Genomic DNA, 26,460 nt, shown 5'->3' with positions numbered 1-26,460 from the left:
TCGCCGCATGTCACACCCCCAGTTGCAGTCCGTCGGCCGCCTCCTCGACCATGGCGAGGCCCAGCCGGCTGACCCGCACCGAGAACGGGGCGCCCGCGACGCGCAGTCCCGTGAAGCCGATCTCTCCGAGGGGCGCGCTGCGCATGGGGCTCAGGGTGACCGTCCCGGCCGGGGCGTCGGGGCGGATGCCGGCGAGGGTGGTCAGCAGCAGGACTCCGGCGGCCGCCGCTGTGGCCGCGGGGCGGCAGGCTGCCGGGTGCGGGAGGGGAGCGCTCCCTTCCGTGCGCTGCTCCCCGGCGTACATCTCGGGCAGCCGGTGGGCGAAGGTCTCGGCGGCCGCCAGTACGCCGCGCAGCAGCGAACTCGACTCCTTCTCGTAGCCGGCGGCGGCCAGCCCCGCGACGGCGAGTGCCGTCTCCTGGACCCGTACGGCTCCTGCGCGGTGGCCGAACGGATTGAATCCCCGTTCTTTCGCGCCCAGTCCACGCAGGCCCCAGCCCGAGTCCATGACCGGGCTGCCGAGCAGCCGGGCAAGGTTCTCGGTTTGGACCTTGTCGAGCAGGCCGGGCGCCAGCTCGCCCCCGCCCAGCAGGCCCGTGTCGAGGAGGTGCACGGTGGCCGCGCCCAGGTGAGGCACCGGGCTGCCGTCCGGCGTACGGGCTGCCGCGGGCCGGCCGCCCCCGCGGTCCTCGACCCAGAAGTCCTTCCGGAATGCGGTCCGTAAGGCCTGAGCCCACTGCCGGAGTGCCGCTCCCCCCGTCCGGCCGCAGGCGTCGAGCAGGTCGGCGCCGAGCAGGGCGGCACGGTGGGCGTGAGCCTGTGTCTCACAGCGGACGGGCCCGCCCGGGTTCGGGTCGCGCAGGTACGTGTCGTCGTCCGCGGTGGCTCGCAGCCAGGCCAGGCAGCGTTCTGCGGCGGGCAGCAGCTCTTCCGTCTCCTGGTCGGGGAGGCCCCAGCGGCGGGCCTCGGCGAGCAGGGCGGGGAAGAGCAGCGTGGCCTCTGTACCGGTGCACTGCGGCGGAAGGTGCGGCCCGGCGTCCCGTCTGGGGCCGGGGATCATTCCGGACTGCGTTCCGGGGCCGGTGAGTTGGGTCCGGGCGAGGATCCGCAGCGTTCCCGCGGCGAGGCCGGTGCCGAGTGGCAGCGCCATCCGGGCGGCGACGAGCGCGTCGGCGGGAGCCAGACCGCAGCGCCAGGGTGCCCCGGCCGCGACGTGGGTGTCGGCGGGATGCGCGGAGTCACGCAGGAGGAGGGCCTGGAGGTCCTCGATACTCGTCCGCAGGAGGGCGGGGACTCTGAGGTCGTCACCCTCGGCACGCGCGGCGGCCAGAGGGCTGGTCGCCGCCCGTCCCACGGCTCGGAGGGGCCCGGCGCCGTCCGGTCGCACCCGCAGTTCCACGGTTCTGCTGCCGCCGGGTGGCAGATCGAGCTCCCACCGCAGCAGCCCGGCCGAGGCCAGGGCGTCCGAGGGAGGCGGTTCGGCCGTGACGGACGCGTTGCCGGTGGCACAGGACCAGCGCAGGCCGGAGCCGTGGACGCTGGCGGGGAGTTCGGGGCCGGCGCTGCCGGAGGCGATCGCCCCGAGGTCGGCCAGGTCCGTGCCCAGGACGATCTCGACCGGCAGCCGCAGCGGGCGGGGAGCCGCACTGTGCAGGGTGATCCGCTCCGTGCCGTCCGCGAAGCGGTTGCGTTCCACGATCACGTCGGGGTCCGGGCCCGCCTGCGGTGACGTGCGGAGTGTGCCCACGAACCTGGCGCGGTCGGCCGAGGCCATCCGGGCCTGGACCGCGAGGGGTACTCGTCCGGCGACGCGGATCTCGCACCGGGAGAGCACGCGTCGGCCGGCACGGTAGAACCCCTCCAGTCCACGGCCGCTCAGCTGTCCCTCCTCGGTCGAGATGGCCAGGCCGGGAAGGGCGACACAGATCATCGCGGTGTGGGCGGGTGGCAGGTCGGCGGACCAGCGCAGTCCGGGGATCGTGGCGCCCCGGGGCGGTGGCGAGGAAGAGTGCCCCATGGGTGACGAAGTCCGTCCCGGGGCGAAGGGCGATGAAGCTGAGCCGTACCCCGATCCCGCGCCAGGGCGACGACTCTGGCCCGCCCATCGGGGCGACGATCGGCCGGGGCCCGGCGAAGACAGCGGGCGCGAGTCGGGGCCGGTGGGGGCAGAGGGGGATGACGTGCTGCCGGGGAACCTCGGCCCGTAACCGTCGACACGTGCCGCTGGTCGCGGAGGGCCAACCTGATCCCCCGCCCGCGGCACCCCGGCCCCGGGCGGGACGACACCCGATCCGAGGGATGGTGAGGACCCGCCCTGGGGGCGGTGGTCGTCGGCGGCGGAGGGCGGAGTCGGCTGTTGCATGGGAAGGCTTCCTCTGCGCTCGGTGCGCCTCGATCGGGGTCGGCGCCGGTGCCAAAGGGCTCCGACGGAGCAGGGGCGGTACGGCGTCACGGCCCGTTCAGCCGTTCCGCCACTCAGGTGAACGGTGGGAGCGTCCTCCGAGTCACGCCCGTGGCCCGGCCCTCCCTGTCCCTCAAGGCCGCCCGGGCGGAGGCTCACTCCTCGCCGTCCGTGCCGCGGCCGGGCTGTGCGCCTTCCTGGCCCGTGTCCCGGCAGGGCATGGCTGCCTTCTTCTGCGTACGCGCACACGTGCCGTTCGTTCGCACGCTGCCGGACCGCGCGGGACCCGAGGTAATCGCACGGCCCAGTCGAGAGCCGGTTTCGGTAGCACCGGCAGGGTGTGTGGTGCCCGCCGGCGTGCGCCGCCGGGGAGTCCGGGCTCCCATGTCACGGTCTTCCGCGCCGGTACGGCCGACGGCTGCGCCGGTGGTGCCGACGGGACGGGAGCGGCGGCGACGGCGTGACGGCACGGCTGCCGGTGAGGGCTTGTCGGATGGCCCGAACTCGGGCGTCGCCCCTGCCGGTGAGGGCTTGCCGACTGGCTCGGAGTCCGACGGCGCCGCTGCCGGTGAGGGCCTGTCGTGTGGCTCGCTCTCGGTCGCCGCGGGTGTCTCGCGTCCAGCAGACTCCTCATCGTCCGCCCGCCTTTCGACGAGGTCGGCCACCGCACTCCCGCGACCTTCGCGCTCCGCTCGCAGGCAGCGGCGGATCGACTCCGGGTCGAGGCCTTCGTTGCAGGCCTGGTGCAGGAGGCGGGCGAAGAGGTAGTCGGGATCGGCACCCAGAGCCATGGCGAGGGCTTCGCGGGCCTCCAGTTCGTCGCCGGTGGACCAGGCGACCCAGCCGGCGAGAGTGAGCGGCGCAGCGGCATGTTCGCCGTAGGGCCCGACGCAGCGGCGAGCCAGCGTCCGCCAGAGGCGAAGGGCGACTGCGGCGGCGTCGCCCTCCATCCACTCGGCCGCCCGGTCGCGGGTCGCTCGATCCTGGAGGCCGAGGATCAGCCGGGCGGCGTCCTCGTGCCCGAGCAGTTCGTCGTCGCGGAGATCTGCCAGGAGCATGCCGGAGACGGGCTGCGCCTCGGCGAAGCGGGCCAGGGTCCTCCCGGCCAGCTCCAGCGTTTCGTCGGCCACGGCGGCACGGTCCGATTCGTCCAGGATCTTCGGCACCAGCGCCATGCTGGCGGCGTCCAGGGCGGCCTCCTGCTCGAGGGCCGCGGCGTTCTCCCAGGGCAGCAGCCGGGCCCGGAGCTCTCGCAACGTGCCGCGCACCTGGAGACCGGCGTAAGTGGCCGCCGCGGCCAGTACGGAGGTGCCGGGCAGGCCCATGGGGGCTCCCTCGGGGGAGCAGCATGCCGCGTTGTCACAGCAGTACGACCAGTAGCGGCCCTCCGAGATGCACAGCGCCTCGACCACCACCACGTCGAGGGAACCGCACTCGACGCGCAGCCTCTGTGCCAGAGGCCTGAGCCGCTCCATCACCTGCCGGCCGGTCTGGCCCTGCTGCGGTTCCTGGCACAGGAAGGCGACCATCGACTCGGGCCGGGCTCCTCGGCGCTCGCTGCCCGTCACGAGGCCATGGGACAGTTGCCGGGCTGCGGACGGCCAGTCGTCCGCGCTCGCGGGGATACCGAGCCGGGCCCGGCCTCCGAACCGCCCGCGTCCGTCCCTGTCGTGCAGGGCGACGAGGACGATGCTGTCCTCGGGGCGGTATCCGAGCAGGTACGGCAGGGCGTCTGCCAGTTCGGCCGGAGTGCGCAGGGTGACCTGGTGTTCGCCGCCGTGACTGTCGTACGCAGGGCCGGGAGCGTGCAGCCCGGACGCGTCGCTCCGCTTCTTCTCCTGTTCACCGTTCTGGTGCCCGCTCTGCGCATCGGGCCCGGTGATGTCACCGTTCTCAGGGGATCCGGTCGTTTCGCCGTGGTTCGTCATGCGAAGACGATCTCGCGGAACGCAAACCTCCGCTTGGCCCTGTGGATAAGTCCGATCAGGGACACGTCACCCACGGCCTGCGCGTCCCCAGCTCTCCGTGCTCGGCTCCGGATGTCGGTGCCGTCCTGTTGTATGGAACGCATGGAGCACACGAGCAACGCGGAACTCCGGGCGGCGGCCGACGCGGTCCTCGCCCGTCTCGTCGGGGACGTCTCGGGAAAGGCCCGGCTGCGCGAGGACCAGTGGCGGGCGATCGAGGCGCTGGTCGCCGACAGACGCCGTGCCCTGGTCGTGCAGCGCACGGGCTGGGGCAAGTCCGCGGTGTACTTCGTGGCGACCTCGCTATTGCGGGCGCAGGGCAGCGGTCCGACCGTGATCGTGTCGCCGCTGCTCGCGCTCATGCGAAACCAGGTCGAGGCGGCGGCTCGGGCCGGTATCCACGCCCGGACCATCAACTCCTCCAACACCGAGGAGTGGGATGCCGTCCAGGACGAGATCACCGCGGGCGAGGTGGACGTCCTGTTGGTGAGTCCTGAACGGCTCAACAACCCGGACTTCCGGGACCAGGTGCTGCCCCGGCTCGCGGCCGCCACCGGACTCCTGGTCGTGGACGAGGCCCACTGCATCTCCGACTGGGGCCATGACTTCCGGCCGGACTACCGCCGGCTGCGCACGATGCTCGCCGATCTCCCGCCCGGTGTGCCGGTGCTCGCGACCACCGCCACGGCCAACGCGCGCGTGACGGCCGACGTCGCGGAACAGCTCGGCACCGGCGGCAGCTCGGACGCCCTCGTGCTGCGGGGTCCGCTGGACCGGGACAGCCTGAGCCTGAGCGTGCTGAGGCTGCCGGACGCCGCGCACCGGATGGCCTGGCTCGCGGAGCACCTCGACGAACTGCCGGGATCCGGAATCATCTACACCCTCACCGTGGCCGCCGCCGAGGAGGTCACCGCCTTCCTCCGGCAGCGCGGGCACACGGTCGCGGCGTACACGGGCAAGACGGAGAACGCCGAGCGTCAGCAGGCCGAGGAGGATCTGCTCGGCAACAAGGTGAAGGCCCTGGTCGCCACCTCAGCGCTCGGCATGGGCTTCGACAAGCCCGACCTGGGTTTCGTGGTGCACCTGGGCTCGCCCTCCTCCCCCATCGCCTACTACCAGCAGGTGGGCCGCGCGGGACGCGGTGTGGAGCATGCCGAGGTGCTCCTGCTCCCGGGCAAGGAGGACGAGGCGATCTGGAAGTACTTCGCGTCGCTCGCCTTCCCTTCGGAAGACCTGGTGCACCGCACACTCGACATCCTGGGGCGTACGGACAAGCCCCTGTCGCTGCCCGCCCTGGAACCCCTGGTGGAGCTGCGCCGCTCCCGACTGGAAACCATGCTCAAGGTCCTCGACGTGGACGGGGCGGTCAAACGGGTCAAGGGCGGCTGGATCGCGACCGGACAGCCGTGGACGTACGACGCCGAGCGGTACGCGTGGGTGGCACGTCAGCGCGAGGCCGAGCAGCAGGCCATGCGCGCGTACGCGTCGACGACCGACTGCCGTATGGAGTTCCTGCAGCGCCAGCTGGACGACGAGGCCGCCAAGCCGTGCGGTCGCTGCGACAACTGCGCCGCTCCCCGCTTCGCCGCCGACACGTCCGAGGAGGCGCTCGACGCCGCTCGCGTGGACCTGGGCCGGGCAGGTGTCGAGGTGGAGCCCCGCCGAATGTGGCCCACCGGGCTGCCGGCGATCGGAGTGGACCTCAAGGGACGTATCCCGGCCGGCGAACAGGCCGCGTCGGGACGCGCGCTGGGACGGCTGTCGGACATCGGGTGGGGCAACCGGCTGCGGCCCATGCTCGCGCCCCAGGCCCCTGACGGTCCCGTGCCCGACGACGTGGCGAAGGCAGTGGTGGGCGTGCTGGCCGACTGGGCCAGGGGTCCTGGCGGCTGGGCCCCTGGTGCGCCGGACGGCAGGCCGCGTCCGGCCGGCGTCGTCACCGTCGCCTCGCGCACGCGACCGCAGCTGATCAACTCCCTGGGGGCGCGCATCGCCGAGATCGGCCGCCTGCCGCTGCTGGGCGCCGTCGAGTACGTCGGCGACGCCCTCCCGGGCTCCCGGAGCAACAGCGCCCAGCGACTGAAGGCACTCGACGGCGCTCTGGCCGTGCCGCCCGCCCTCGCGTCCGCTCTCGCCGAGGCCCAGGGCCCCGTCCTCCTGGTGGACGACTACACAGAGACCGGCTGGACCCTCGCGGTCGCGGCCCGCATCCTCCGACGCTCCGGCGCGCAAGGGGTGTTGCCGCTGGTGCTGGCCGTGCAGGGCTGACGGCGCCCCGGGGGCGGGGGCGGCTGCCCCGGCGCACACCTCTGGACGGCGCACACCCCCATGACGTACGAACGTGTCGTGCTCGAACGCCCCATGGGTGGTCCGGTGACACACACGGTGGGGATATTAGCCGCGTATCATCTGATAACGGTCGGCTGCCTCAATTGCTCGTTGCCGCATTCAAGTTCGACAGGAAGAATTGAGGTCTGCTCCCGCACGGCTCGCCGGCCGCTCCGGTAGGGCTTCGCTGCGGTGCGCGCTCCCAGGAATCCGACCCCGCCCGCAGTGTGGGCGCGTAGCCGAAGGGAGGACCGTGACCTTCGGATTCGCTCCGGCCTCGGCAGCGGCGTCGACGTCCGCTGCTTCCGCCAACCGCTTGCTCGAACCCGCGGAATGGGCCACCGCCGGGATCCCACTCCTGCGCAATCCCCGTGAGATCGTCAGCGGCCTGCACGCCCGTCACCACCCGCAGCCGGCGACCGCCGTCGTCGCCGTGCTCGACCCGGACGAACGGCTGCGGGCGAGCGCCTCGTTCGTGCGCCGTTCAGCCCCGGCCGACGGCTGGATGTTCCGCAACACACTGCTCTCGCAGCTGCGCCGGGTCATCCCGCACGATCTGCGCCGCCGCACGCCGGTACGCACCGCCGTGCTGCTCTACTGCCGTGAGGGCGACGCGCGTTGGACGGAGGAGGACGGCGCGTGGATGTGGGGGCTGCGCGACGCGTGCACCCTCCACGGATTGCGCTGCGGGGCGTACATCACGCTGACCCGTGACGGCTGGCAGGTCCTCGGCGAGGGCCGCGGCGGGCGCCGCCCTCACTCCGCGTCGGCACCGGAGCCGTTCGCCACGTCGGAAGCACCGCCACCCATACCGCGCACCGGCGGCGCCTCCGAAGTGCTGCGCCGCGCAGCGGCTGCACGCTGAGGCCCGGACAGACCGTTCCGAACGGTTCCGGGCCCGCGCCAGGTCGCACGGCACACCACGATTCCTACGACGGGCAGTTGGAACGAGCACCTCGAACCCTGCCCTGGCCGAGCCGCAAGCAGGCGGTCCGTCCCGGCCACAGAGGCATTCACCGGACCGGGCGAGGTCACCACGCAGGCACGGTCCCCCGCGCCCTGCGGGCATGGTGAACCGACCGCCGCGCGACGCCGCCACAGCGGCGCCCGAAGTCACCCCGGCGCACTACCGGGCGCTACGGCACCGCTCAGACACCCGCGCCCAGCACCGAGTTGATCCGCTGCGGGTCGCCGCAGACGATCAGCAGGGCGCCCGCCCGGGAGTGGGCCAGCGACAGGGCGCTCACGGCCGCGGCCTCGGGACCACCGTTGACGGCGACCACGACCACAGGACGCGACGCGGCGCGGGCCGCGATGGCGGTGTCCGTGTAGAAGACGTCGTCGCCGGCGTCGTGCTGGGCCCAGTAGGAGGTTTCACCGAAGGACAGCTCGTGGGCGGCCCACGGGTGCTGCTCCCCGGTCGTGATCACCAGGACGTCGCCGGGGGCACGACCGGAGTCCAGCAGCAGGTCCACGGCCTCCTCGGCGGCGTCGAGCGCCCCCTCCACGGAAGCCGGGATCAGCTGGATCTGCGGGGTGACCGGAGCGGCGGCACCGGCGGCGGGACCCGACGGAGCGGGCTTGGCGGCCACGTCGCGCGGCGCACGTTGCACCGGCGGCGCCGGCCGGAGTGGGCCGGGGCGGCCGGGACGCGACGAAGCCGCGGGACGGGGGCCGGGTACGGGACGGGGGGTCGGCGCGGTGCGGCCGCTGGCCGGAGTGGCGCGGGGACCCTGGGCACTCTCGTGAATCTGAGGCTCCTCGGGAATGAGAGGCATGAGTTGATATCTATCAAACGTTGGTACGGCCCGCGGCGGCGGGTGGCGCATGCGTGCGAACGAAACCGTCAGAAATCGAAGCCGAGCTGACCCTCGATTTCCGGAACACTTCCGTCCGCCCAGCTGCGGACCTTCTTGAGGTGCCGCCACTGGGGCAGCGCATCAAGATACGCCCACGACAACCGGTGGTAGGGGGTGGGGCCCCGCTCCGCCAGTGCGGCCTTGTGCACGGGTGATGGATACCCGGCGTTGTCCGCAAAACCGAAGTCTGCATGGTCGATACCCAGTTCGGCCATCATTTTGTCGCGCTGGACCTTGGCGATCACCGAGGCCGCGGCCACTGCCACGCAGGACTGGTCGCCCTTGATCACTGTGCGGACCCGCCAGGGCGCACCGAGGTAGTCGTGCTTGCCGTCGAGGATGACCGCGTCGGGACGGACCGGCAGTGCGTCCAGCGCACGTCCGGCAGCGATCCTCAGCGCGGCCGTCATCCCCAGAGCGTCTATCTCCTCCGGGGAGGCATGCCCCAGCGCGTACGACGTCACCCAGGTCCGCAGTTCCTCGGCCAGGGCGGTGCGTCGTTTGATGGTGAGCAGCTTCGAGTCCGTGAGCCCGTCGGGCGGACGGCGCAGTCCGGTGATCGCCGCGCAGACGGTGACGGGACCGGCCCACGCGCCGCGCCCCACCTCGTCGACACCTGCAACGATCTTCGCTCCGGTCGTGGCTCGAAGGGAGCGCTCGACGGTGTGAGTAGGCGGTTCGTACGGCATGGCGCCCCTAGATTACGCCGCCCGGAACCGCCCGCGACACCCCGGTCCGCACCGGCGGCGTCGCCGCCCTCACGAGCCCCCGTCGAGCACCGGCCGGCAGCAGCGTCGGGCACCGTTCGGCGGCGGCATCAGCCCCCCTTCGCCGCAGCGTCAGGAACCGTGCGGCCGCAGCAGCGGAACCATCAACTGGTCGATCATCTCCTCGACTTCACGATCCTGCCATTCACAGCCGCACATCTTGGAGCGGTACATCATCATCGCCGGCATGGCGTCGAAGACATAGCCGTTCGCAGCCTCGGGGCGCACCTCGCCTCGCTCGATCCCGCGGTCGACGACCTCCCGCAACATCCTCATGGTGGGCTCCACGACCCCCGCGAAGATCACGCCATGAAAGCGTTCGACCTGAGCCGTGTCGCATTCGTGAATCACCGAGCGAAGCGCGAAACCCGGGCGGGAGAACATCGCGTCACGGGCTCGCAGACACAGCGCCAAGAGGTCTTCGCGCACGCTGCCTTCGTCCGGGGCGGCGTCGAACTGCGGCAGCCCGGCGCGCAGGGCATCGGCGACAAGATCCTCCTTGGACGGCCAGCGCCGGTAGACCGCGGCCTTGCCGGTCTGGGCGCCGGCGGCGACGCCCTCCATGGTCAGGCCGTTCCAGCCGACCGTGCTGAGTTGATCCAGCGCGGCGTCGAGGATCGCGCGTTCGAGTACCGCGCCGCGGCGGCGGGCGGCTGTCTGAGCGGGGGCATCCGCCCAGCTGGGGGTAACCATCGGACTCTCTCCAACGAGCAGAGGAAGCGGGCATTCCGGGGATGGGGGGACGCGCCGGACGGCCACACGGGGGGACGAACCGAACGACGACGTCATAAGTGAACGCTTGCGTTCACTGTCGGGGACTCACTACCGTTGACGCGGCAGTGAACGCAAGCGTTCACTAACGCACTCGTGGGGGACCCATAGTGACAACCTCTCCATTGCTCCAAGATCAGAAGCCAGGTGCGGCACGCCGGGAGGGACGCCCCGGCATCGCGCTCACCGTCATCGCGGCCTGCCAACTCATGGTGGTACTCGACGCGACGATTGTGAACATCGCGCTCCCGCACATTCAAGACGCGCTCGAGTTCAGCACCACCGACCTCACCTGGGTCGTCAGTTCCTACACACTCACCTTCGGCGGCCTGCTGCTCCTCGGCGGTCGCGCCGGTGACATCCTCGGACGGCGCCGGGTCTTCATGACCGGCATTCTGCTGTTCACCTTCGCCTCGCTGCTCGGCGGGCTGGCCCAGGAGCCCTGGCAGTTGCTGGCCGCTCGGGTCCTGCAGGGCGTCGGAGGAGCGATCGCCTCGCCCACCTCGCTGGCGCTCATCACCACCACGTTCCCCGAGGGGCCGGAGCGCAACCGGGCTTTCGGCGTCTTCGCCGCGGTCTCCGCCGGCGGCGGTGCCATCGGTCTGCTCGCGGGCGGCATGCTCACCGAATGGCTCGACTGGCGCTGGGTGCTCTTCGTGAACGTGCCGATCGGCGTGCTGATAGCCGTGCTCACTCCGCTCTACATCAGTGAGTCCGAACGGCACAGCGGCCGCTTCGACATCGCGGGCGCGGTGACCTCGACCGCGGGCATGGCATCCCTCGTCTACGGCTTCATCCGCGCTGCGGACGAGGGATGGCGGGACAGTCTCACCATCGGGTCCTTCGCTGCCGCTGTGGTGCTGCTGCTGGCCTTCGGCATCATCGAGTCCCGGGCCAAGGAGCCGATCACCCCGCTGCGGATGTTCGCCGACCGCAACCGCTCGGGCACGTACGTGATCATGCTGAGCCTGGCCGCGGCGATGTTCGGCATGTTCTTCTACATCGTGCTGTTCGTGCAGAACGTGCTCGGGTACAGCCCGATCCAGGCAGGGCTCGCCTTCCTTCCCGTGACGGTCGTGATCGCGCTCGGCGCGGGTCTGTCGCAGCGGTTCCTGCCGGTGCTGGGCCCCAAGCCCTTCATGCTCGTGGGCTCCGCGCTCGCGATGATCGGACTGGCCTGGCAAGCGCTCATCAGCTCCGACAGTTCGTACGTCGGTGGAGTCCTCGGCCCGATGCTGGTGTTCGGCTTCGGCATGGGGCTGAACTTCGTGACGCTGACGCTCACCGCCGTCTCCGGGGTCGCCCCGCACGAGGCGGGCGCGGCGTCCGGGCTGCTCAACACGACACAGCAGGTGGGCGGATCGCTGGGTCTGTCCATCCTGACGACGGTCTTCGGCACGGCGACCAGGGACGAGGCGGAGAAGCAGCTTCCGCAGTTCATGGCCGACGGGACCGCGGAGCAGAAGGCGGAGTTCGCCAGGACGCATCAGCTGCCCGCGCCGTGGGGGCACGAGGTGCTGGCCCAGGGCATCTCGACGGCCTTCATCCCGGCCGCGGCGATGGCCGTCCTCGCCCTGGCCACGGCCTGGCTGGTGATCCGCGTCCGCAAGAGCGACCTGGAGGCACTCTCCGGCTCGGCCGGACCGGGACTCGGCTGACGCAAGCGCACCGCGAACCGGCGCCGGCGGCTCGCCGGCGGGTACGACACAGGCCCGCCGACGGTTGCCGAGCCGGTTCGCGACCGGCTGCGGATGGCCGGGGCGGGCCTGGGGGACGGACGGCGAGGGCAGCGGCCCGGCCACCACCCGTGCGCGCCCCACGCGGCGCGTGACAGCGCCCCACCAGGGGATCAGAACAGCGAGCAGAACCTCCATGACCACCTCCCTCAGCGCCACCCGCGCGGACGTCCGGAGTGCGCGCGCCCTCGACGACTCGCACAGCGGATGTCAGGACAACGGGCGGCCGGTCACGGAGAGTTCCCAATGCGTACGGAGAGTTCTCGAAGGGCCGAGGGCTCCGGCCGTCAGGCCGACGTGGGCACCCAGTCCGGAAGCGGCTCCGTCCGCTCGACCCACTCGGCGGGCGGCGTCCCCGCCTTCCCAGCGGCGATCACGCCTCCGACGATGGCGCACGTGGTGTCGACGTCCCCGCCCACCTGGGCGGTCGTCCAGAAGGCCTGCTCGTAGTCGCCGAGGCTTCTCGCGGCCGACCAGAGGGCGAAGGGCACGGTGTCGTGGGCAGTCGTACGCCGCCCGCATCCCAGTACGGCCGCGACCGTGGCCGGATCGCCGTAGTCGAGCATGTCCCGGGCCCGACGGAGTCCCGCACCCACGGCACTCTTCGGCACCAGGTCGATAACCCCGTCGAGGAGGGCTTCGGCGCCGGGCGGTCCGTCGGGGGCGGCGGCGAACGCGGCTGCCGCGGCGACGGCCATGGCCCCGACGACGCCCTCGCGGTGCTGATGGGTGGTGTACGCCGAGATCTCCGCCTGGTGGGTCGCCTGCTCCGGATCGTCCGCGTACCAGGCGCCCAGCGGGGCGATCCGCATCGCCGCGCCGTTGCCCCAGGACCCTTGCCCCTTGAAGAGCGCGGCGGCGAGTTCCCGCCAGTCGCCGCCCTCTCGGACGAGGCGCAGCAGGCGGTTGACCGCGGGGCCGTACCCCCGGTCGAAGTCGTGGTGCTCGGCGAAGGAGCGGGCCAGGGCGTCCTGGTCGATGCGGTGGTGGGCGGCCAGGACGGCGACGACCGAGCCGGCCATCTCCGTGTCGTCCGTCCACTGCCACGGCCCCGACGGCACCTCGCGGCGCTTCAGCAGCGGGTAGTTCACCGGCACGAAGTACTGGGAGCCCAGGGCGTCCCCGACGGACAGTCCGCGCAGGCAGGCCAGGGCGCGGTCCAGGCGCACGTCGGAGGAGGAATCAGCGGTCATCGCCCTGCCACTCTATCCGGTGATCCCGTAGGGCTCGGGATCTCGCCAGCGGTCGAACGGCCGGTCAAGCGTGTACTTGCCGTCGTCCCCCAGAACGAGCATCCGCACCTCGCCGTTCCCCGGGTTCGACAGCGACTCGAACTCCGCGACCGTCCAGTGGAACCACCGCATGCAGAACAGCCGCATGGCCAGGCCATGGGTGACGATGAGCACGTTCGGCGGGTGGTCGGGGTCCTCGAAGCTGCGGAACAGGCTCTCCAGGAAGCCGCCGACCCGGTCATAGACGTCGGCACCGGACTCGCCCTGGACGAAACGGTAGAAGAAGTGGCCGTACGCGTCCCGGTAGGCCTTCTGGAGGCGGACCTCGTCCCGGTCCTGCCAGTTGCCCCAGTCCTGCTCGCGCAGCCGGGGTTCCTCGCGCACCCGTATGAGTCCGGAGTCGAGGTGGAACGCGCGCAAAGTCTCGTGCGTTCGGCGGTACGGGGAGACGTACACGCTGACGCGCTCGTCGCCGAAGAGCTCGCGCAGCTGCTCGCCCGTCGCCTCCGCCTGCCGGCGACCGCGCTCGGTCAGTGCCAGGGCATGGTCGGGTTCACGCTCGTAGACGGAGTCATCAACATTGCCCGTTGACTCGCCGTGCCGGACAAGGACGATGCGCCGTGGTCGTGCCATGCCAAGACCCTAGATCGGGTGAGGGCTCCTGGAGCACCCACACCGCACCCATACGGCGTAGGTCACACGATTCCTGCACCACAGGTCACTTCGGTCGCACGCTTGTCCGGCACCGGAACCGCTCCGTCCGGTCCCACCGGAAGTCAAATCAGCCCGCGCGCAGCATCCGGAGCACCCATCGACGCCACGCGGAATCAGACAGTCCAGCTCGACTCCATGTCCACGACGTCCCCGGTGAGTGCCGCCACGTCCGCCTCTGTCTGGGCCCTCAGGGCGAGCCGCTCCACGCGTTCGGTGCGGTACTTGCCGTGCTCGGCGGCCGAGCGCCACATCGACAGCACCAGGAACTCGCTCCCGGGTGCCTCGCCGAACAACCCGCGCACCATGCCGGGCGAGCCCGCCATCGCCGGGTTCCAGACCTTCTCCTGCATCAGCACGAAGTGCTCGGCCCGCTCCTCGTGGATGCGGCAGAGCGCCACCCGGAGCAGGTCGGCGTCCGTGAAGCGCGGCTCGAAGCCGGTCTTCACGTCGAAGCGGTAGTCGAAGAGTCTGACCTGGGCGTCCTTGAACGTGCCGGCCTGGGCCGACGCGAGCCGGTCGTGGGACCGTGCCATGAAGGAGTCGTAGAAGGCGCGGCTCTCCCAGAACGCGAAGATGTGCGCCACGCCCGGCCGCCCCCGGCTCCAGCCACCCCCCTGCCCGCGAAACCCCGGCTCCCCCAGAAGCCCCGCCCACTTCCGCTGCCCCCGCTCGAAACCGCGGCGGTCCACCACGGTGCAGCGAATCCACTTGACCAGCACCGCGCCATGGTAAGGCCACGGAGCGTGGCGTCGGTCACTCTCGGCTGGACCGCTCCCCCACGCACGCACCCGCGCGCGTGGCAGGATGGACAAACAGTCATGAGCGCCCGGCAGTTGGGGCCAGCGGACGGGTCGGCACGGGGAAGGGGACTCTGGTGGACGGGCTCAACAAGGGGCTTCGCAAGGTCGAGATCGCGGTGCGGTGGGATCCCAGTCCGGCGGGGCAGCCGACCACGGATCTGGACCTGGTCGCGGCGACCTATCTGGCGGACGATCCGCACGGCGACCCCGCGTACGTCGTGCACTTCGACAGCCGCTCCCCCGACGGCACGATCACTCTCAACCGGGACAGCAAGGACGGCCAGGGCTTCGGCTACGACGAAGTCATGACGCTGGAACTCGACCGGCTCGACGTCCGGTACGCGCGCGTGGTGGTCGGTGTCGTCATCCAGCAGCGCCCGGCGGAGCGCACCTTCGTCAGTGTCGGCAACCCCGGACTGCGTATCCGCGAGGGGTACACCGTCCTGACGGAGGACGACTTCGGCGGTGTCCTGGGTGCGACGGCGGCGACGGTTGCGGAGTTCGCCCGGGACGGCTCCGGCCCGTGGGGCTTCCGCTCCGGACTCCGTGGTTTCGAGGGCGACCCCGTCGACTTCACCAGGACGATGGGTGCGGCCCACCGGCCATGAACCTCATCCACAGGCCGCCGGCCGCGGCCTGTGACGACAGGAGGGGCACCGCCCGCGGGCGGTGCCCCTCCGTCATCGGCTCAGGCGTTCGTCGTACTGGCGCAGAGCACTTGTTCCTGGTGTGCGCTATTCCTCGGCCCTGGCCGGTCGATCCCGACCGGCCAGGTACCTGCGCCGTCGCTCCCGCCGTGCCAGCCCTCTTGCAAGAAAGGTCACCCGCGACGGCACTCCGGCCTATTGAATGGCAGGCCAGACCTTCATGAGGTGACGGAGGATCCATGAGCGAGACCGAGAACATGCGACTGATGCAGCGCATCTTCGCCGGGCTGGCGGAAGGGGACGGTCGGCCTCTCGCCGAGAGTCTCGCCGACGACTTCCGCTGGACGATCATCGGTACGACGAGCTGGTCTGGGACCTACGAGGGTAAACAGACCGTCCTCAGCGAGCTGTTTCGGCCGCTGCTCGCCCAGTTCGCGGACACATACACGAACACCCCACAGCGTTTCATCGCCGCCGGCGATTGCGTCGTCGTGGAGTGCAGAGGTCGCGCCACAACCACGGACGGGAAGCCCTATCACAACACTTACTGCTGGGTTTGCCAGATCGAAGACGGAAAACTGCAAGCACTGACCGAGTACTGCGATACCGACCTCATAGCAAGAACACTTGGGGCACCGGGCGACACGAAGCGTTGATAGCCACGACAGCCGAGTGGGAAGCCGACATTTCGCCGACTCCCCATCTCTGGCCGTCACTTCACGCCTGAAAGGCGCTCACATTCAGCTGCAGCCGCTGGTCGAGCCGCAGCCCTCGCAGATGTAGCAGGAACCGGCACGCTGCATCTTCGTACCGCAGGAGAAGCACAGCGGGGCGTCGGCCTGGATGCCCAACTGCATCTCCACCAGTTCGGCACTGGTGTGGGCCTGCTGCGGGGCGGGCTTGGCCGCCTCCTCGGCCTGCGGAGCGGAAATGGCCTTCAGCTCCTGGGCGCGCGGCGCCGACTGGGCCAGGCCCTCGACGTCGACCTCGTCCTCGTTCGGCTCGTACGAACCGGTCTCGAGGTGACGCTGACGCTCCTCGGCGGAGTGGATGCCGAGCGCGGAGCGCGTCTCGAAGGGCAGGAAGTCCAGCGCCAGGCGGCGGAAGATGTAGTCGACGATCGACTGCGCCATCCGCACGTCCGGGTCGTCCGTCATACCGGCCGGCTCGAAGCGCATGTTCGTGAACTTCGAGACGTACGTCTCCAGCGGCACTCCGTACTGGAGGCCGACGGACACGGCGATCGAGAAGGCGTCCATCATGCCCGCGAGGGTCGAGCCCTGCTTGGACATCTTCAGGAAGACCTCACCGAGACCGTCGTCCGGGTAGGAGTTGGCCGTCATGTAGCCCTCGGCGCCGCCGACGGTGAAGGACGTGGTGATGCCGGGACGTCCCTTCGGCAGGCGCTTGCGGACCGGGCGGTACTCGACGACCTTCTCGACCGCGGTACGGATGGTCTCTTCGACCTTCTCGGTGATCTCCGCCTTCTCCTTCTCCTTGGTCTTGGCGGAGAGCGGCTGGCCGACCTTGCAGTTGTCGCGGTAGATCGCGAGGGCCTTGACGCCGAGCTTCCAGGCCTCGAAGTAGATCTCCTCGACCTCCTCGACGGTCGCCGTCTCCGGCATGTTGACCGTCTTGGAGATGGCGCCGGAGATCCACGGCTGGATCGCGGCCATCATGCGGACGTGGCCCATCGGGGAGATGGCCCGCTCGCCCATGGCGCAGTCGAACACCTCGTAGTGCTCGGGCTTGAGGCCGGGGGCGTCGATCACATTGCCGTTCTCGGCGATGTGGGCGACGATCGCCTCGATCTGCTCTTCCAGGTAGCCGAGGCGACGCAGGGCCTGCGGGACGGTGCCGTTGACGATCTGCATCGAGCCGCCGCCGACCAGCTTCTTGAACTTCACCAGCGCGAGGTCGGGCTCGACACCGGTGGTGTCGCAGGACATCGCCAGGCCGATGGTGCCGGTCGGGGCGAGCACGGACGCCTGGGAGTTACGGAAACCGTTCTTCTCACCGAGGCGCAGCACGTCCTGCCACGACTCGCTGGCGGCGGCCCACACCGGGGTGTCCAGGTCGTCCATCCGGACGGCCCTGTCGTTGGCGTCGGAGTGCTGCTTCATGACGCGCTTGTGGGCGTCGGCGTTGCGGGCGTAGCCGTCGTACGGGCCGACCACCGAGGCGAGTTCGGCGGAGCGGCGGTAGGCCGTGCCGGTCATCAGGGAGGTGATGGCGCCGGCGAGGGAGCGGCCGCCGTCCGAGTCGTAGGCGTGGCCGGTGGCCATCAGCAGGGCGCCGAGGTTGGCGTAGCCGATGCCGAGCTGGCGGAACGCGCGCGTGTTCTCGCCGATCTTCTGGGTCGGGAAGTCCGCGAAGCAGATCGAGATGTCCATCGCGGTGATGACCAGCTCGACGACCTTCTGGAAGCGCTCGGCCTCGAAGGACTGGTTGCCCTTGCCGTCGTCCTTCAGGAACTTCATCAGGTTCAGCGAGGCCAGGTTGCAGGACGTGTTGTCCAGGTGCATGTACTCGCTGCACGGGTTCGACGCGGTGATCCGGCCGGACTCGGGGCAGGTGTGCCAGGTGTTGATGGTGTCGTCGTACTGGATGCCGGGGTCGGCGCAGGCCCAGGCGGCCTCGGCGATCTTGCGGAAGAGTGCCTTGGCGTCGACCTCCTCGATGACCTCGCCGGTCATCCGGCCGCGCAGCCCGAACTGGCCGCCCTGGTCGACCGCCTTCATGAACTCGTCGTTGACACGGACCGAGTTGTTGGCGTTCTGGTACTGGACGGACGTGATGTCGTCGCCGCCCAGGTCCATGTCGTAGCCCGCGTCGCGCAGGACGCGGATCTTCTCTTCTTCCTTGACCTTGGTCTCGATGAAGTCCTCGATGTCCGGGTGGTCCACATCGAGGACGACCATCTTGGCGGCGCGGCGGGTGGCGCCACCGGACTTGATCGTTCCTGCGGAGGCGTCGGCGCCACGCATGAAGGAGACCGGGCCGGAGGCGTTGCCGCCGGAGGACAGCAGCTCCTTGGAGGAGCGGATCCGGGAGAGGTTCAGGCCGGCGCCGGAGCCGCCCTTGAAGATCATGCCCTCTTCCTTGTACCAGTCGAGGATCGACTCCATGGAGTCGTCGACGGACAGGATGAAGCAGGCGGAGACCTGCTGGGGCTGCTTGGTGCCGACGTTGAACCAGACAGGGCTGTTGAAGCTGAAGATCTGGTGCAGGAGGGCGTACGCCAGCTCGTGCTCGAAGATCTCGGCGTCGGCGGGCGAGGCGAAGTACTTGTGGTCCTCCCCGGCCTGCCGGTACGTCTTCACGATGCGGTCGATCAGCTGCTTGAGGCTGGTCTCGCGCTGCGGAGTGCCCACGGCACCGCGGAAGTACTTGCTGGTGACGATGTTGACCGCGTTCACCGACCAGAAGTCGGGGAACTCCACGCCGCGCTGCTCGAAGTTGACCGAGCCGTCGCGCCAGTTGGTCATGACGACGTCACGGCGCTCCCAGGCCACCTCGTCATAGGGGTGGACCCCAGGGGTGGTGTGGATGCGCTCGATACGCAGGCCCTTGCTCGCCTTGGCGCTCTTAGCGCGGGAACTCCGTGCCGGACCGCTCGCCGTCTCTGTCATGCCGCCTCCCTGTACGGGCGAAAACGCCCTGAAGTGCCCCGTTGTTCCCGTGGCACAGTGTTCTGTCTGGTGTTGCGGGCACCCACTCACATCGCCCGCAACAGGTCTTCTTCGCCGCCGCCCGGCCGGGCCCGGACCTGCCTTCCGGGTCCGGCCCGCCGGTCAGTCGGCGGCGCCTGCGGGCTCGGGGACGTGTTGTTCCGTCCCTCCGGGCCCGCGGTGGTCTTCCTGGCTCCCCGCAGCCGCGTCCTCGCGGTCTCCGTCGTCCGCGTCGGGGTGTCCCGTCTGCGCCCTGAGCTCCTCGATGGCCGCCTCGAAGTCGTCGAGCGAGTCGAACGCCCGGTAGACGGAGGCGAATCGCAGGTAGGCGACGAGGTCGAGTTCCTGCAACGGGCCGAGTATGGCCAGCCCCACGTCGTGGGTGGTCAGCTCGGCGCTTCCGGTGGCCCGCACCGCCTCCTCGACCCGCTGGCCGAGCTGGGCGAGCGCGTCCTCGGTGACGGGCCGTCCCTGGCACGCCTTGCGCACTCCATTGATGATCTTCGTACGGCTGAAGGGCTCGGTGACTCCGGACCGCTTCACCACCATGAGCGAGCACGTCTCCACGGTCGTGAAACGACGGGAGCAGTCAGGGCACTGGCGGCGCCTGCGGATCGATGTGCCGTCGTCGGTCGTACGACTGTCGACGACACGACTGTCGGGGTGCCTGCAGAAGGGGCAGTGCATGAACTCCCAACCCTCCTCACAGCAGACTCAATAGCCTCGCCGGGCCTCTTGCGCCCCACGAAGCAGCCCCAAGCATAGGCGATGACCATGGGCCTCGAGACCCGGGGGACCACAACTTCTGGGCTGCTGCCGCAATCCAACCACTAGATGTGGGGATTGGCTCATACATCGACACCGTTACCGCGTGTCGCGCGCGGAGGCGCAGGTGACGTGCGACAGGCCGAACCACACCAGCCCCGCACACCCCCGGAGGCACCCCGTCCGACGGCTTCGCCCGGACACGGCCGCATCCGTTCCTGCACAGCCGTATCGCCGCGGCACATGCGGAGATACCGTGGGCGCCGCGAGGAGGGGACGTGGGACTCCCGCACAGATGAGGGCTGGTCCCGGGGCAGGGGAATGCCGGATGGCAGACTGGGGCACCAGTCCACGAGGTGATCACCCCGGCGGTGAAGAGTACAGCAATGGACCCTTTTGCCCGCCAGGTGGCGCGGCCGCCAATACACCCGGACACATGATCGCGTCCGGTGATTCGCGATTTTTCACTCGAACGTGTGTTTGGCGCAACCTTTCGAAAGCAACTACCGTTGTCCAGCAGGGAGACCATCGAGAGGGGCCGACGTGACCACCACCGCAGACAGTGCCGCCATCGCTGCCCAGGACCACTCCCAGGGCCGACTGGAGCCGGTGCATGCGATGAACGAAGCCACGAACCCTGAGGGGCACAAGCGCTCCCTGCCGGGCCGACCTCCCGGCATCCGGGCGGACAGCTCCGGACTCACCGATCGCCAGCGCCGCGTGATCGAGGTCATCAGGGACTCCGTGCAGCGGCGGGGCTACCCACCGTCGATGCGGGAGATCGGTCAGGCCGTCGGCCTCTCCAGCACCTCTTCCGTGGCACACCAGCTGATGGCACTGGAGCGCAAGGGCTTCCTGCGCCGCGACCCGCACCGCCCGCGCGCCTACGAGGTACGCGGTTCCGACCAGGCCGCCTCGGTGCAGCCCACGGACACCGCGGGCAAGCCGGCCGCGTCGTACGTGCCACTGGTCGGCCGGATCGCCGCCGGTGGCCCGATCCTCGCCGAGGAGTCCGTCGAGGACGTCTTTCCTCTTCCCCGCCAGCTCGTCGGCGACGGTGAGCTGTTCGTCCTGAAGGTCGTCGGTGACTCGATGATCGAGGCCGCGATCTGCGACGGCGACTGGGTGACGGTGCGCCGTCAGCCGGTCGCGGAGAACGGCGACATCGTGGCCGCGATGCTCGACGGCGAAGCCACCGTCAAGCGCTTCAAGCGCGAGGACGGCCATGTCTGGCTGCTGCCTCACAACGCCGCCTACGAGCCGATCCCCGGCGACGACGCGACCATCCTCGGCAAGGTGGTGGCCGTACTGCGGCGCGTCTGACAGCGCGCACCGCGTCAGGTGGGCCCAGCGGGCCCGCCCTCTGACCGGGCCCCGGGACCCCTGCGCCGGTTCCGGGGCCCTGCGCTGTCCGGGGGCGATGGTCGGGCCTGTCGGGGGCTCAACAGCTCGTGCGGGTGGGGTTGGCCTGCGGTGGCTCAGCCGCCGCAGGCCAACCCCCCGCAGCTCATCCGTCTTCCGTCTGCTGGGCCAACGCGTCGATCGCCGCGAGCGACTTCCGCACCTGGTTACGGTCCGTCGTGAACCAGAAATCGGGCAGTGACGCCTTCAGGTAGCCCCCGTACCGGGCCGTCGCCAGCCGCTGGTCGAGGACGGCGACCACACCGCGGTCACCCGATGCCCGTACGAGACGGCCCGCGCCCTGGGCCATGAGGAGCGCGGCGTGAGTGGCGGCGACCGCCATGAAGCCGTTGCCGCCCGCATCCTCGACGGCCTTCTGGCGAGCGCTCATCAGCGGGTCGTCCGGGCGCGGGAACGGGATCTTGTCCATGACGACCAGCTGACAGCTCGGTCCCGGGACGTCCACGCCCTGCCAGAGCGACAGAGTGCCGAAGAGGCAGGTCTTCGGGTCGGCCGCGAAGTTCTTGATGAGCTCGCCGAGCGTCTCCTCGCCCTGGAGGAGGATCGGGAACTCGGGGATCCGGGACCGCAGCTCCTCGGCGGCCAGCTGGGCCCCGCGCATCGAGGAGAACAGGCCCAGGGTGCGGCCGCCCGCCGCCTGGATCAGCTCCGTGAGCTCGTCGAGCATGTCCGCGCGGTCACCGTCCCGGGCGGGGCGTGCCAGGTGCTTGGCGACGTACAGGATGCCCTGCTTGCGGTAGTCGAAGGGCGAGCCGACGTCGATGCCCTTCCACTTCGGGACGTCGTCGCCCTCGGTGCCCTCGGGGGCTAGGCCCAGGGAGGCGCCCACGCCGTTGAAGTCGCCGCCCAGCTTCAGCGTCGCGGACGTCAGGACCACGGAGCGGTCCGCGAAGAGCTTTTCGCGCAGCAGTCCGGAGACGGACATGGGGGCGACACGCAGGGAAGCACCGAAGCGGTCGTGGCGCTCGTACCAGACCACGTCCCACTCGGAGCCGTTCGTGATGCGCTCCGCCACGTCGTGCACGTTCTCCACGGAGGCGAGGGCCTGCTTGCGGACGGCGTCCTCGTCCTGGACGGACTTGTCGCGGGTCGTGCCGATCGCGGAGATGACCGTGCGGCACGCGTCGCGCAGCGCCATGAGGGCATACCCGAGGTCTTCGGGAATCTCCTCGAGACGACCCGGAAGCGCCAGCTCCATCAGCCGTTCGAAACCCTCGGCGGCGGTCTGCAGCTGGTCCGCGGCCTTCTCGTTGACGAGCTTCGCGGCGCGGCGCACCGCGCGGTTGACCTGTCCGGGGGTGAGCTCGCCTGTCGCGACTCCGGTGACCCGGGAGACCAGTTCGTGCGCCTCGTCGACGATCAGCACCTCGTGCTGCGGGAGAACCGGAGCACCTTCGATGGCGTCGATCGCGAGCAGCGCGTGGTTGGTGACGACGACCTCGGCGAGCTTGGCCCGCTCGCGGGCCATCTCGGCGAAGCACTCGGCCCCGTACGCGCACTTCGAGGCGCCCAGGCACTCCCTCGACGACACCGACACCTGGGCCCAGGCACGGTCCGAGATACCGGGCGTGAGGTCGTCACGGTCGCCGGTCTCGGTCTCGTCGGACCAGTCGCGCACCCGCAGCAGGTCCTGGCCCAGCTTGCTCGTGGGTGCGGCGGCCTCGAACTGGTCGAAGAGGCCCTCTTCCTCGTCCTGCGGGACCCCCTCGTGCAGTCGGTGCAGGCACAGGTAGTTCGACCGGCCCTTGAGCATCGCGAACTCCGGGCGGCGGCGCAGCAGGGGGTGCAGCGACTCGACCGTTCTCGGCAGGTCGCGCTCCACCAGCTGGCGCTGGAGGGCCAGGGTGGCGGTCGCGACGACCACCCGTTCCCCGTGCGCGAGCGCGGGCACCAGGTAGCCCAGCGACTTGCCGGTGCCGGTGCCGGCCTGGACCAGCAGGTGGGAGCCGTCGTCGATCGCTTCCTCGACGGCTTCGGCCATGGCCACCTGACCGGGGCGCTCCGTACCGCCGACGGCAGTGACGGCAGCATGCAGGAGTTCGGGGAGTGAGGGCTTCGTCATAGCGCGACCACCCTACGACCCTGCACTGACAAACGGGTGATCAAGGCGGGGGCGGGGGGTGGGATCAAGACCGTGGGCTCCTCGGGGGTGGGGCGGTGGGTGGGCCGGCCGGCTGCCTGAGTGAGGTCGTGGCGGAACTGCTCGAAACTCGCGCGGCAGGCGGGAACTGCTGCGGCACGGGCCGCGTTCAATGAGTGACGGCGCGGTGACACAGTGCTACGCCAGGTGCCGGACGGCCCGGTCTCGGACCATGAGGGCGGCCCGCTTGGCGGGCAGGTCGACCTCGGCGGAGAACCGGAAGCCGGCGGTCAGGAATGCGGCGATGGAGGGGGTGTTGCGAATGTCGGGTTCCGCGATGACGCGTGCGCAGGAGGGCCGCTGCGCGAGAACGAGATCGGCCACGGCCCGGAGCAGCAGACCCCCGAGGCCATGCCCCCGGTCGGCGACTCCACCTACCAGGAGGTGGATCCCCGTGTCATGAGGCCGGGCGGGGTAGTGACGGGCCAGCGGGTCCAGATCCGCCCGGTAGATCTCCCAGTAGCTCATCGGCGCTCCGTCCAGCACGCCGATGCACGGCACGCTGCGCCCGTCACCGGCGAGCTGAGCGCGCAGGTGGCCCTCCGTCACGTCCTGCGGTCCGGAAAGCTCCCAGAAGGCCGCGGCGGCGGGGTCGTTCATCCAGCGGCTGATGAGCGGCAGGTCGCGTTCGAGGCGTACGGGGACAAGGCGGAAGACGCCTGCGGGCGTGTCGGCCGGGCCCCATTCGGCGACGCGGTCGAGGAGGTCGTCATGGCGGGGGACGACGAAGGGTCGGGACGGCTCTACTGTCGCGGCGACGGAGACGGAGGACTGCGTAGTGTCCTCGTCCCGCCTCCGGGCTCCGTGACCGTCGAGTGCGTCAGCCGTGGCGAGGGCGATGAGCCCGTCCGGGAGCCGCAGGTCCAGGGTGTCCTCGCTGTGCCCGCCCGCTCGGGGGCGCTCGCCGGACATCGCGCCGGGATGCGCCTCTGTTCCGGGTAGGGAGCCGACGCCGCCGAAGGTGTCGGCTCCGGTGCGGTCGCCGGTGTGGGCATCGGTCTCACCGCCGGCGAAGCCTCCCCCGCAGAAGCCCGAATCGGCACCGGCGAAGGGGCCCGACTCACTACCGACGAAGTCACCGGCGCAGACGCCCGGCTCGGCACCGGGGCGGGCACCGGACCCCTCGTCGGAGTCGACACCCGGCCGGGCACCGGAGTCGGCTCGGGACCCGGCGCCAATGGCCACGTCGGCCATGACAGGGAGGGCGATGCCGGTCTCGGCGATCGGGTCGGCGGGAGGCACCGAACGCTCCTCTCAGAAAAGGGGATGGGGCATGTCCTCAGGGATGAAGGAGGTAGGCCAGCGGTGGACGGGGTCGATTCGGGGTGGTCAGGAATGGAGGGGGTTGGCGATGGTGACGTAGACGGACTGCGTGTCGACCGGGCCGACGAGTTCGTCGAGGCCGTGCAGCCGGGTCAGCAGGTTGGCCTTGCAGCGCAGGACGGGTGAGTCGAGCAGCCGCGCGGGCAGCGAGGTGCGCAGCCGGGCCGGACCGGAGGCGACGTCCTTGAGGAAGCGGCGGAAGGCGGCGAGCAGCAGCCGCTCGTCGGCCAGCCCCTGGGAGCCGAACGCGCCGACGAGGCCGAGCACGTTGTTGATCACCAGGTAGTAGAGGAGCCGCTCGTCGGTGACCTCGTCGCAGACGAACGTGTCGCTCCCTTCTCCGATGCCGGGCAACCGGGCGTCGAGGTCCGGGCGCCGGGACTCGCGGAAGTAGTAGCCCTGGTTGTCGCGGTAGCGGCCGCCCGTGGGCCAGCCGTCGGAGTCCAGTAGCAGCAGGGTGTTCTGCTGGTGCGCTTCCAGGGCGATACCGGCCTCACCGTCCAGCCAGAGGACGGGACGCACCACGTGCGCGAGGTAGCGCAGGAACCACTCGGCGGCTACCGCTCCGCGGGGTCGGCCGGTGCGGCGGGCGAGACGGGTGACGAGCTCGGCCAGCCGGGACCGCAGGGCCGGGCCGTGCTTCTCCGCGCACCCGGGAACGCCTTCCAGCGGGGTCGGGAAGCACGGGCGCGGCGAGAGGAGGCCGGCGACACAGGAGACATCGTCCGAGGGGCTGAACGGATTGTGGCGGATCACCACGTCCAGTCCGGGCAACGGGGCACCGTCGGAGGTGTCGACGGCGAGCCAGGCGGGGTCCCGGACGATGTCGAAGCTTGGATGCGCAGCCTGCCACTGCTGTGCGAGGCCGCTGCGGAGCAGTCGGTGGACCTCGACGCCACGGTGGAGTTCCTTGCGGAGGTTCTCGCGGCGGGAGTTGGTGATGCGCAGGCCCAGCGAGAGCTTGAGCATCGCCGGGGCATGGGTGCGGTAGACGGTTCGCAGGGAGGAGGTGGGGTGCCAAGGAGGGCCGTGGGTGCCGAGGTCACGGAGCAGTCCGGTGTCCAGCAGGGCGGCGGTCTCCGGACGGTGACGGACCTGGTGTGCCTGCCAGGGGTGCAGGGGCAGGAGGGCGTACCCGTCCGGCATCGCCGGTGCGCTCCCGGCCAGGCGGGCCGTGAGCCGGGGTGCGGCGACAGGGCGGCCGCGTTCGGTCCAGGAGGAGTCGGTGGCGAGGACGGAGGGGGCGACTGCCATCCAGTGCAGAGGGAAGGAGCCGCGCAACTCGGGCGAGTACAGCAGCGCTTCGGTCTCGGAAAGACTCTCGCGGCTCTTCGGGGTGGGGTGCAGGGGGTGTCCGAGGACGAGTGCCTGTTCCGCGGACAGGAAGAGGTCGGAGTCGTCGGCCGGGCGTTCCCTGCGGGCGGTGAGGAATCCGGCGACGCGTCGGAGGGAGTCGGCAACTCCCGCGACGAGCGCGACGCCGTCGCTGAAACCAGCGCCGACGGTGCTGGGGATGCCGGTGGGGAAGGAGTCGTGGGCCCTGCTGATGCCGGAGCCGTTTGCGGAGGTCTCCCGGGTGAGCAGGGCGGCGATCGTGACGGCGTCGGCCGGTGCGGCGTATTCGGGTGCACCTGCGAGACGAGGAGGGCCGAAGCGGTGCCAGCCCGTCGGGGACCAGTAGCGGACCGGGGCGAGGAGGGCCGTGCCGCTGGCGGGCAGGGGGATGCGCAGGACGCCGTCGGCCGGGGCGGGCTGGTTGGTCTCGCGCGCCCAGCAGCGGAGCAGGTTCTCCACCGCGGCGGCCTGGGCGACGGCGTGCGGGTCGGGATGCTCCAGAGGATCAGTGCCATGGCTCTCGCTGAGGCCCTGGGCGGGGTTCGCGGCCGGCCGCTGATGCGGGACCCGCGGGTTCGGCGA

The 26,460-nt window shown here is 70.7% G+C and carries 19 protein-coding genes; 6 read left to right on the top strand and 13 right to left on the bottom strand.

Going from position 1 to position 26,460, the window contains the following annotated elements; translation table 11 throughout:
• Positions 1-10: 10 nt before the first annotated feature.
• Together AB0G20_RS22485 and AB0G20_RS22480 are read right to left on the bottom strand one after the other, a co-directional pair.
• The gene (locus AB0G20_RS22485; RefSeq protein ID WP_361305832.1) at positions 11-1,930 is read right to left on the bottom strand and encodes a glycogen debranching N-terminal domain-containing protein; all 1,920 of its coding nucleotides are present in this window, start codon (positions 1,928-1,930) and stop codon (positions 11-13) included.
• 626 nt (positions 1,931-2,556) lie between these two features.
• Positions 2,557-4,329: a DUF4192 domain-containing protein gene (locus AB0G20_RS22480; RefSeq protein ID WP_361305198.1), complete on the bottom strand. Its 1,773-nt coding sequence runs from the start codon at positions 4,327-4,329 to the stop codon at positions 2,557-2,559.
• A 141-nt stretch (positions 4,330-4,470) separates the two neighbouring features.
• On the opposite strand from AB0G20_RS22480, the gene AB0G20_RS22475 reads away from it, so the two are divergent.
• Both AB0G20_RS22475 and AB0G20_RS22470 read left to right on the top strand, forming a co-directional pair.
• Entirely contained in the window at positions 4,471-6,636 is a 2,166-nt protein-coding gene (locus AB0G20_RS22475; protein WP_361305196.1) for a RecQ family ATP-dependent DNA helicase, read from the top strand.
• Between the two features lie 313 nt (positions 6,637-6,949).
• Complete coding sequence (locus AB0G20_RS22470; RefSeq protein WP_361305194.1) at positions 6,950-7,561, top strand: hypothetical protein; 612 nt, start codon at positions 6,950-6,952, stop codon at positions 7,559-7,561.
• 283 nt (positions 7,562-7,844) lie between these two features.
• Here the strand turns inward: AB0G20_RS22470 and AB0G20_RS22465 are convergent, their stop codons facing one another.
• From AB0G20_RS22465 to AB0G20_RS22455, 3 genes are all read right to left on the bottom strand, one after another.
• The gene (locus AB0G20_RS22465) at positions 7,845-8,474 is read right to left on the bottom strand and encodes a hypothetical protein (protein WP_361305192.1); all 630 of its coding nucleotides are present in this window, start codon (positions 8,472-8,474) and stop codon (positions 7,845-7,847) included.
• Between the two features lie 68 nt (positions 8,475-8,542).
• Positions 8,543-9,244: a ribonuclease HII gene (locus tag AB0G20_RS22460; RefSeq protein WP_361305190.1), complete on the bottom strand. Its 702-nt coding sequence runs from the start codon at positions 9,242-9,244 to the stop codon at positions 8,543-8,545.
• A 150-nt stretch (positions 9,245-9,394) separates the two neighbouring features.
• Complete coding sequence (locus tag AB0G20_RS22455; protein ID WP_361305188.1) at positions 9,395-10,015, bottom strand: TetR/AcrR family transcriptional regulator; 621 nt, start codon at positions 10,013-10,015, stop codon at positions 9,395-9,397.
• A gap of 188 nt (positions 10,016-10,203) precedes the next feature.
• On the opposite strand from AB0G20_RS22455, the gene AB0G20_RS22450 reads away from it, so the two are divergent.
• Positions 10,204-11,751 carry an MFS transporter gene (locus AB0G20_RS22450; RefSeq protein ID WP_361305186.1) on the top strand — a complete coding sequence of 516 codons (1,548 nt, stop codon included), beginning with the start codon at positions 10,204-10,206 and terminating at the stop codon, positions 11,749-11,751.
• 365 nt (positions 11,752-12,116) lie between these two features.
• On the opposite strand, the gene AB0G20_RS22445 is transcribed toward AB0G20_RS22450, so the two are convergent.
• From AB0G20_RS22445 to AB0G20_RS22435, 3 genes are all read right to left on the bottom strand, one after another.
• Positions 12,117-13,022, bottom strand: a complete 906-nt coding sequence (locus tag AB0G20_RS22445) for an ADP-ribosylglycohydrolase family protein (RefSeq protein ID WP_361305184.1) — start codon at positions 13,020-13,022, stop codon at positions 12,117-12,119.
• A 12-nt stretch (positions 13,023-13,034) separates the two neighbouring features.
• Complete coding sequence (locus AB0G20_RS22440; RefSeq protein ID WP_361305182.1) at positions 13,035-13,694, bottom strand: histidine phosphatase family protein; 660 nt, start codon at positions 13,692-13,694, stop codon at positions 13,035-13,037.
• 194 nt (positions 13,695-13,888) lie between these two features.
• On the bottom strand, positions 13,889-14,494 hold the full coding sequence (locus tag AB0G20_RS22435; protein WP_361305180.1) for a YdbC family protein: 606 nt from the start codon (positions 14,492-14,494) through the stop codon (positions 13,889-13,891).
• 155 nt (positions 14,495-14,649) lie between these two features.
• Here AB0G20_RS22435 and AB0G20_RS22430 point away from each other — a divergent pair, with 155 nt between their 5' ends.
• Together AB0G20_RS22430 and AB0G20_RS22425 are read left to right on the top strand one after the other, a co-directional pair.
• Positions 14,650-15,183, top strand: a complete 534-nt coding sequence (locus tag AB0G20_RS22430) for a TerD family protein (RefSeq protein ID WP_361305178.1) — start codon at positions 14,650-14,652, stop codon at positions 15,181-15,183.
• 278 nt (positions 15,184-15,461) lie between these two features.
• Entirely contained in the window at positions 15,462-15,878 is a 417-nt protein-coding gene (locus AB0G20_RS22425; RefSeq protein WP_361305176.1) for a nuclear transport factor 2 family protein, read from the top strand.
• Between the two features lie 84 nt (positions 15,879-15,962).
• Here the strand turns inward: AB0G20_RS22425 and AB0G20_RS22420 are convergent, their stop codons facing one another.
• Both AB0G20_RS22420 and nrdR read right to left on the bottom strand, forming a co-directional pair.
• Positions 15,963-18,854 (bottom strand): vitamin B12-dependent ribonucleotide reductase, encoded by a 2,892-nt coding sequence (locus AB0G20_RS22420; RefSeq protein ID WP_361305174.1) that lies wholly within the window; start codon positions 18,852-18,854, stop codon positions 15,963-15,965.
• A 162-nt stretch (positions 18,855-19,016) separates the two neighbouring features.
• The gene (gene nrdR, locus AB0G20_RS22415) at positions 19,017-19,580 is read right to left on the bottom strand and encodes a transcriptional regulator NrdR (RefSeq protein WP_361305172.1); all 564 of its coding nucleotides are present in this window, start codon (positions 19,578-19,580) and stop codon (positions 19,017-19,019) included.
• A 621-nt stretch (positions 19,581-20,201) separates the two neighbouring features.
• On the opposite strand from nrdR, the gene lexA reads away from it, so the two are divergent.
• Positions 20,202-20,981 (top strand): transcriptional repressor LexA, encoded by a 780-nt coding sequence (gene lexA / locus AB0G20_RS22410; RefSeq protein WP_062929459.1) that lies wholly within the window; start codon positions 20,202-20,204, stop codon positions 20,979-20,981.
• 184 nt (positions 20,982-21,165) lie between these two features.
• Here lexA and AB0G20_RS22405 read toward each other — a convergent pair whose 3' ends face one another.
• The 3 genes from AB0G20_RS22405 to AB0G20_RS22395 all read right to left on the bottom strand — a co-directional run bounded on the left by AB0G20_RS22405 (position 21,166) and on the right by AB0G20_RS22395 (position 26,379).
• Positions 21,166-23,142, bottom strand: coding sequence for an ATP-dependent DNA helicase (locus tag AB0G20_RS22405; RefSeq protein WP_361305169.1), 1,977 nt, complete (start codon positions 23,140-23,142; stop codon positions 21,166-21,168).
• Between the two features lie 216 nt (positions 23,143-23,358).
• Positions 23,359-24,132 carry a GNAT family N-acetyltransferase gene (locus tag AB0G20_RS22400; RefSeq protein WP_361305830.1) on the bottom strand — a complete coding sequence of 258 codons (774 nt, stop codon included), beginning with the start codon at positions 24,130-24,132 and terminating at the stop codon, positions 23,359-23,361.
• A gap of 417 nt (positions 24,133-24,549) precedes the next feature.
• Positions 24,550-26,379: an IucA/IucC family protein gene (locus AB0G20_RS22395; RefSeq protein WP_361305828.1), complete on the bottom strand. Its 1,830-nt coding sequence runs from the start codon at positions 26,377-26,379 to the stop codon at positions 24,550-24,552.
• Positions 26,380-26,460: the final 81 nt, after the last annotated feature.

Origin of the sequence: Streptomyces sp. NPDC024017, assembly GCF_040638895.1 — a bacterium.
GTDB lineage: Bacteria > Actinomycetota > Actinomycetes > Streptomycetales > Streptomycetaceae > Streptomyces.
Note: the sequence above shows the minus strand (reverse complement) of the source record. Positions and strands in the feature narration are given on the sequence as shown.

Coding starts and splice junctions, on each gene's coding strand:
- nrdR (WP_361305172.1), bottom strand. CDS start 19,580: ATGCACTGCCCCTTCTGCAGGCACCCCGACAGTCGTGTCGTCGACAGT.
- AB0G20_RS22460 (WP_361305190.1), bottom strand. CDS start 9,244: ATGCCGTACGAACCGCCTACTCACACCGTCGAGCGCTCCCTTCGAGCC.
- AB0G20_RS22405 (WP_361305169.1), bottom strand. CDS start 23,142: ATGACGAAGCCCTCACTCCCCGAACTCCTGCATGCTGCCGTCACTGCC.
- AB0G20_RS22465 (WP_361305192.1), bottom strand. CDS start 8,474: ATGCCTCTCATTCCCGAGGAGCCTCAGATTCACGAGAGTGCCCAGGGT.
- AB0G20_RS22420 (WP_361305174.1), bottom strand. CDS start 18,854: ATGACAGAGACGGCGAGCGGTCCGGCACGGAGTTCCCGCGCTAAGAGC.
- AB0G20_RS22400 (WP_361305830.1), bottom strand. CDS start 24,132: ATGTCCGGCGAGCGCCCCCGAGCGGGCGGGCACAGCGAGGACACCCTG.
- AB0G20_RS22485 (WP_361305832.1), bottom strand. CDS start 1,930: ATGATCTGTGTCGCCCTTCCCGGCCTGGCCATCTCGACCGAGGAGGGA.
- AB0G20_RS22455 (WP_361305188.1), bottom strand. CDS start 10,015: ATGGTTACCCCCAGCTGGGCGGATGCCCCCGCTCAGACAGCCGCCCGC.
- AB0G20_RS22445 (WP_361305184.1), bottom strand. CDS start 13,022: ATGACCGCTGATTCCTCCTCCGACGTGCGCCTGGACCGCGCCCTGGCC.
- AB0G20_RS22425 (WP_361305176.1), top strand. CDS start 15,462: ATGAGCGAGACCGAGAACATGCGACTGATGCAGCGCATCTTCGCCGGG.
- AB0G20_RS22475 (WP_361305196.1), top strand. CDS start 4,471: ATGGAGCACACGAGCAACGCGGAACTCCGGGCGGCGGCCGACGCGGTC.
- AB0G20_RS22480 (WP_361305198.1), bottom strand. CDS start 4,329: ATGACGAACCACGGCGAAACGACCGGATCCCCTGAGAACGGTGACATC.
- AB0G20_RS22440 (WP_361305182.1), bottom strand. CDS start 13,694: ATGGCACGACCACGGCGCATCGTCCTTGTCCGGCACGGCGAGTCAACG.